Source organism: Halioglobus sp. HI00S01, assembly GCF_001635445.1.
In the GTDB taxonomy this organism is placed as follows: domain Bacteria; phylum Pseudomonadota; class Gammaproteobacteria; order Pseudomonadales; family Halieaceae; genus Halioglobus; species Halioglobus japonicus.
Genome location: NZ_LWEE01000059.1, coordinates 23178 through 29177, shown reverse-complemented (window position 1 = coordinate 29177; position 6000 = coordinate 23178). Strand labels below are relative to the sequence as shown.

6 protein-coding genes are annotated in these 6000 nt (G+C 58.8%); 3 read left to right on the top strand and 3 right to left on the bottom strand.

Annotation, left to right across the window (positions count from 1 at the left end):
- The coding region (locus A3709_RS10330) for a hypothetical protein (protein ID WP_197484149.1) at positions 1–288 on the bottom strand (288 nt) is incomplete at its 3' end.
- A gap of 66 nt (positions 289–354) precedes the next feature.
- Here A3709_RS10330 and A3709_RS10325 point away from each other — a divergent pair.
- Positions 355–1470, top strand: a complete 1116-nt coding sequence (locus A3709_RS10325) for a SagB/ThcOx family dehydrogenase (protein WP_066054060.1) — start codon at positions 355–357, stop codon at positions 1468–1470.
- Here A3709_RS10325 and A3709_RS10320 read toward each other — a convergent pair.
- Together A3709_RS10320 and A3709_RS10315 are read right to left on the bottom strand one after the other, a co-directional pair.
- Positions 1467–3134 carry a hypothetical protein gene (locus A3709_RS10320; protein ID WP_066054058.1) on the bottom strand — a complete coding sequence of 556 codons (1668 nt, stop codon included), beginning with the start codon at positions 3132–3134 and terminating at the stop codon, positions 1467–1469. The genes A3709_RS10325 and A3709_RS10320 overlap by 4 nt on opposite strands.
- A 66-nt stretch (positions 3135–3200) precedes the next feature.
- Positions 3201–3785, bottom strand: a complete 585-nt coding sequence (locus tag A3709_RS10315) for a nuclear transport factor 2 family protein (RefSeq protein WP_082850057.1) — start codon at positions 3783–3785, stop codon at positions 3201–3203.
- Between the two features lie 148 nt (positions 3786–3933).
- On the opposite strand from A3709_RS10315, the gene A3709_RS10310 reads away from it, so the two are divergent.
- Complete coding sequence (locus tag A3709_RS10310; protein ID WP_066054055.1) at positions 3934–5346, top strand: MipA/OmpV family protein; 1413 nt, start codon at positions 3934–3936, stop codon at positions 5344–5346.
- A complete protein-coding gene (locus tag A3709_RS10305; RefSeq protein ID WP_066054053.1) occupies positions 5343–5888 on the top strand; it encodes a hypothetical protein in 546 nt (181 codons plus the stop codon). Before A3709_RS10310 ends, A3709_RS10305 begins: the two co-directional genes overlap by 4 nt.
- Positions 5889–6000: the final 112 nt, after the last annotated feature.

The following is a 6000-nucleotide window of genomic DNA, read 5'->3' as shown; positions in this document are numbered from 1 at the left end:
GGCGTCGCCCGCGAGTCCGTTTATGGCGTCTCCGGCTAGTCCATTTATGGCATCGCCTGCGAGCCCGTTCATGGCGTCGCCCGCGAGTCCGTTTATGGCGTCTCCGGCTAGTCCATTTATGGCATCGCCTGCGAGCCCGTTTATGGCGTCTCCGGCTAGTCCATTTATGGCATCGCCTGCGAGCCCGTTTATGGCGTCTCCGGCAAGTCCGTTTATGGCGTCGCCCGCGAGTCCGTTTATGGCGTCTCCGGCTAGTCCATTTATGGCATCGCCTGCGAGCCCGTTCATGGCGTCTCCGGCAAGTCCGTTTATGGCGTCGGCTGACGGCAGCCCCTGACCCTGGAGTCCTGATCGGTGGTACGTATTCGCAGGGCCAGATCCCTGGTAGTGACTTTTGCCGGGGCAAGCCCAGTGGTGCGCAACTTTATGTATCAGCAGCCCATGCCGGTAGACGGCTTCACGCTGGAGTTGCTGTCTCGCACCGACGATTGGCAGTTGCCGCAGGGTTTGCATGCGCTATATCCGGCCACGCCCCCGGCAACCGTTGATGCCTATCTACATGGTATGACAGAGCACGGCCTGCTGGTAATGGAGCACACCGAGGCCGCGCAACTGGACATGGAATATGAGGCTGCCTGGGCCTGGGATACGACGGCGGGTCTGTACCATTTCGGTATTCAGGATCCACCGTGGCTCGACCAGGATCAATCGGCCCAGTGGATGCATCATATCGCCGCCACCCAGCCAGCAATTCCCCAGTTCACCAGTAATGAAGGCCTCGAGCATGTTGCGCCGATGGCCCTGCCTGAAGTCGAAGGCGGCCTGCTCGCGACAATGAAGGCGCGGCGCAGTGTGCGCACTTTCCTCCCGGAGCCGGTCACTGCCAATGCACTGCGAGATTGTCTCTATGCTGGCATGGGCGTGACGGGATTTCTGGATACCCAGATTCCCGGTGAAGATCCGCATCTACCACTGACGATGACGCCTTCGGGTGGGGCTCGCAATCCCTACGAGGCCTACGTGTATGTGCGCAATGTCGAAGGGCTGCAGCCCGGTATTTACCACTACAGTGCGCTTGATCACTCGCTGGGGCTGGTCGCGCCGCATCTGGCGGTGGATACCACGGCGCTATTCGCCCAGCAGGATTGGACGGAGACCGCAGCGTTCGCCATTTTACTCGTCGCAAATTTCGAGCGCAGCAGTTGGAAGTACCCCCATCCCAATGCGTATCGCGTTGTGCTGATGGAGGCCGGGCATATCGCCCAGAATATGTTGCTGGCTGCCACCGAACTCGGGCTCGATGCCGCGCCCACCGGGGCGGTATCCGACAGTGTTGCGCGGCAGTTGCTGGGTTTGAACAGGGTTCGCCAGGCGCTGGTATATGCGGTGTTTGTCGGCCATGGCGACCCGCAGGCGTTTGAGCGCACCCAGTTTACGCCCTTCGAACCGCGGGGCGTTGAGTCGGTCTAGAGAATAGGCAGGGGTAGTCCCGCCGTGGTGCCGTTGGAGCGCCGGGCTAACTCGATGGCCGGCATGCCGGGCCGCGCCCAGATCGCGTGATAGCGCGGATGGCGGCGAATATCCTCAGGCATTTCGAGGCCGCCTTCTGACAGCACGTAGGGTAGGCTGCGGTTGGCAAAGAAGCGCTCGCCCTCGGCAATCCGTTCCAGCAGGTCAAGGGCTTCATCGAGTCGTCCGACGCGCGCGAGGATGGCGGCATCCAGCGTGAACAGGGTGCTCACCTCGCGATCTGAGAAGTCCGCTTTCTCCCAGAATGCCTGACCTGAATCCTGCCCCAGTACCCGGTCCATGTAAGCGATCAGGTATTCCTGGTGGGCGGTGGCGAAGCCTGCGGAGCCGAGGGCACCGTAGACCTCGATGAGGGTGTCGCGGGCGCGCTGAATCTCCTGTTCATCTGCGGCATGCAAAGCTGCTAGAGCAGCGCTATAGGCGATAACCCACTGGTTGGGGCTACAGTCGGATGCGGTACAGGAAGCCACTTCCGTCAGGAGCAGATCCTTGTAGCGGTAGTCGCCGAATGCGGCCGCATACAGAAATTCGTGGCGGCTGTAGGTGTGGTTCAACGGGTCGGCCAGTGAGGCCTGGCGGATGGAGCGCATGGTGAGGGCTTCATCGCCTACCGCAAAGTAGTACTGAGAGGCGGTGTAATAGGTGAAGCCATTGGACACTTCTGCGGCTTCGGCCCGCTTGAGGTATTCGTAAGCCCGGGGCATGTCGATGGCGCGGTTGGTGTGCCAGTACACCAGTGCCGCCAGGGCGCGGTGGCTGCGCGGGTCGAGTTCCAATGCCCGGTTAAAGGCGTCTTCCACGGAGTCGATGTAGGTGCCCGCGGGGAAGTGAGGCGCAAAGCTTCTGCTGCTCAGGGCCAGGGCCATGGCGTAGGCCGCCCAGCCATCGGCAAAGTCCTGGTCCTGCTCAGTCACCATCATGAACTTCTCAATGGCTGCCTGCCGGTGCCCGGCCTGATCGCGAGTCCACCAGTAGTCGAGGCCGCTCAAATAGTCTTCGTAGGCCTGGGGGTGAACCTCATTGGCTGCGGCACGGCCCTCGCCCCCGCCAACGCCGAGCCGAATCTGCAATACGTGGGAAATTTGACGGACGATCTCATCCTGAACCTGAAAAATATCCTCCGATTCGTTTTCGTAGGTTTCCGACCACAGGTGGAAGCCATCGCTGACGCGAATCAACTGTGCGGTCACCCGCAGACGATTTCCCGAGCGCCGCAGCGACCCTTCCAGTACATGGTTTACCCCCAACTGCCGACCCATTTCCCGCAAATCCAGGTCCTGCTCAGCGATGGCAAAGGCAGACGTGCGCGCGGCCACCTGCAGGCGTGGCAGTTTTGCCAGGGAATTGAGTAATTCTTCCGCCAGGCCCTCGCCGAAATAGGCGTCTGCCTCGGCATTGCTCAGGGCCGCAAAGGGCAATACGGCAATGGACTCTTCGGTGGCGTTGCTTTCGTTACTGGATGTTTCTGCGGAGATCGAAGCCAGCGTGCCTGCGGGGGTTAATCGATCCGCGACCAATAGCCCGAGTGCCACCATAAGTAGCACCAGAAGCACAAATGTGAGGGTGCGGGACTGCCCCTCCCGCGGTGAAAAAAATGACATCATCGATGAGAAACTGAAAATCTGATCAAATTATAAGCCAGATTGTTGCCAATGTGTCACGCGGCAAATTCAGTATTGGGGCTCGCCGCCGTGCGTGCCGAGGTAGTGCGAAGACGGAGCGGGCGGTTCGTCCAGCTGCTCTGCAAATTCATAGAGTCGCTCGTACCGGGTTTCGCGAATCTGCCAGCGCCCATCTTCTTTGACATAGCGATCCCAGTAGAGCAGCGTGCCAGTGGTATAAAAGCCCAGGTTCATCACCCAGAACTTGTCTTCGAGGTACCAGATTCCAGTGGCTTCGGTCTCTGACAGCATCTGGATTTCCGGGTGGTGGCCGTGGTGCTGGGTAATGGCCTGCTTGCTGAATGCGCCGCCAATGCTGTCAATATAGGCATCCCTGTTGTCGAACTGCCAGTGGTAGTTACCCCCCTTGAAGTCCACCACGAGATCCTGGTGCAGCAAGTTCGCAAGCTCATCCAGGTTGGCGGTATCAACGCAGCGGAAATAGGCGTGCTTGAGCTGACGAATTGCCTCCATATCCATGAGCCGCTGGATGTCCTTGCGCAGCTCTTCCACACCACCGGTGGAAGCCTCCAGCGGAATGCCATCGGCAATACCCATGGTATCTTTGTTTAGCAGTTGTCTTTCGTCGCTCATTGCGGGTCCTCCGTTGTTGCCCCCGAGTATAGCGGCGCCCGGGGGCTGGCTGGTTGTCTTTAGCGGTCAAAAGCCTTGATACAGTCAACCAGATGGAGCGCAGAGTTTGGGGGTGCTAGCATAACGCCCGGGGTTCCAGGAGACATTCATGTCAGGCGTTTTTCGTTTCGGGCTGTCGCTATTGATGGCGGTCGCATGTGTGCTTGTGCACGCGACCAATCCCGTGACCGAAATCGCCACCGGCGATATTTCCGCGGGTACCCTGGGCCTGGGTTTTGGCTGGCGCTTCGGCGATAGCCCTTACCGATATATCGACGACATTTCCTCCAAGGAAACGGAAGAAAATTCCGATATCCTGCCGTTTTATTACTATGAGGGAAAATACCTGTTCGCGCACGGTAGTACGGCCGGTGTACACCTGTTTGACGATGGCACATTCAGTGCAGATGCGCTTATTGCCTACCGCTTTGACCGGCTGGAGCCCGAGCGCAATGACTACTATGAAGGCGTGGAGGAGCGTGAGCAAAGCCTGGATGGCGGCTTGCGCGCCAGTGTGCGCGGTGACTGGGGTAAGGTCACCGTTACCTGGTTGCAGAACACCCTCGATCACCACAATGGTGAAGAGTTCGATCTCACTTATCGTTACAATTGGTTCAGCGATCGCTGGACGGTTTCGCCCTTTGCCAGCTATGCGCACTGGGATCGCAGCCTGACCGAATACTATTACGGTGTGACACCCGCCGAGGCCCGCGAAGACGTGCCGGTTTACCAGCCGCGGTCGTCGACAATCTGGCGTGCAGGCGTTAACACCACCTATCGCTGGTCGAAACGCCTGCGGCTGTTTGCCAATGTCGCTGTCGATGCGCTGGATGACGAAGTCCAGGATTCTCCGCTGGTGGGCGATGACTACACCACCAGTGCGATGATTGGCCTGGCCTATGAGTGGGACAATCTGATCGAGGATGAGCAGGCGGGCAGACGTGACCCGGAGCGCGCCGGCGAGTGGAGCTGGCGCGTAAACGTTGGTTACACCGCAGAGCATACCTTCCATGCGGTTCACCGCGGTGCCATCAAACGGAACGATAATGTCGAGACCTATCTGGCCGGGCTGACGCTAAGCAAACTCGCACTGGACGGTAAGCGCCTGGATGTCTGGGGGCGGGTGTCACTGAATCAGCGTCTTGAGAAGGATTACCAGAAGGACTTCTGGGAGATAAATCCCTATCTGATGCTCATGGGCACCGGATATTCCCCCTGGACTAATCGTGAGCTATTTCGCTACGGCTTCGGCTACGGATTTTCCTATGCGGACAAAATACCCGCGGTGGAGCAGCGCAAGCAGGAAAAGCGCGGCAAGAACACTTCCCATTTCCTGAACTATCTCGAGGCGACCCTGGATTTCCCGTTGCGCAATCTGTTTGGCGATCGCGGCTGGTGGCGCGACTGTTACAGCGGCCTCACTATTGTGCATCGCTCGGGTATTTTCGCCAGGGTGGATATCCTCGGCAATGTTGATGGTGGATCGGACGTACTTACCGGCCACCTGGAGTGCAAGCGATGACATTGACTTTGCGCATGTGGCTACTGGCACTGGCCCTGTCTGGATGCGTTACGCAGCCGGTGGTCTACGACGAGGAGCGCGCCGCCGCTACCGAGGCGGCGATTACAGCCTTTCAATCCCGTGAAGAGCTGACGCGGTTTTTTGACGAGGCAGTGGCCTACGCCGTGTTTCCCGGCAACTGGCGAGCCGGCAGCGGGTTCGGCGGCGCCTTTGGCAATGGCTGGTTGATTGAGGGGGGCGAGCTGACCGGGCGAGCGCTTATGGTTGAGGCCTTTGTTGGCCCGAACCTTGGCGTGCAGTCTGATCGCAAGATTCTGTTCTTTCGCACCGCCGACGTGTTGAATGAGTTCAAACGGGGCCGATTTGAGTTTACTGGCCAGGCCAATGCGGCTGCCGCCACCTGGGGCAGGGCAGTGACACCGGGATACAACCCGGACGTGGCTATGTTTGTCGAGGTAAGGGGCGGTTTGTTACTGGAGGCCAGTGTGGGCACCCAGCGCTACGATTACTTTCCGCTGTCGTCGGAGGCAGCGACGCCATAAAGCGTAAAAGCAATGCGAATCTTTCTTATTGTCAATCTCAAGCAATTGATTTATAAGGAAAAATTGACGTATCCGTCATTCAGGTCTACACTTTCTCCATCACACGTGACCG

Coding starts and splice junctions, on each gene's coding strand:
- A3709_RS10305 (WP_066054053.1), top strand. CDS start 5,343: ATGACATTGACTTTGCGCATGTGGCTACTGGCACTGGCCCTGTCTGGA.
- A3709_RS10315 (WP_082850057.1), bottom strand. CDS start 3,785: ATGAGCGACGAAAGACAACTGCTAAACAAAGATACCATGGGTATTGCC.
- A3709_RS10320 (WP_066054058.1), bottom strand. CDS start 3,134: ATGATGTCATTTTTTTCACCGCGGGAGGGGCAGTCCCGCACCCTCACA.
- A3709_RS10310 (WP_066054055.1), top strand. CDS start 3,934: ATGTCAGGCGTTTTTCGTTTCGGGCTGTCGCTATTGATGGCGGTCGCA.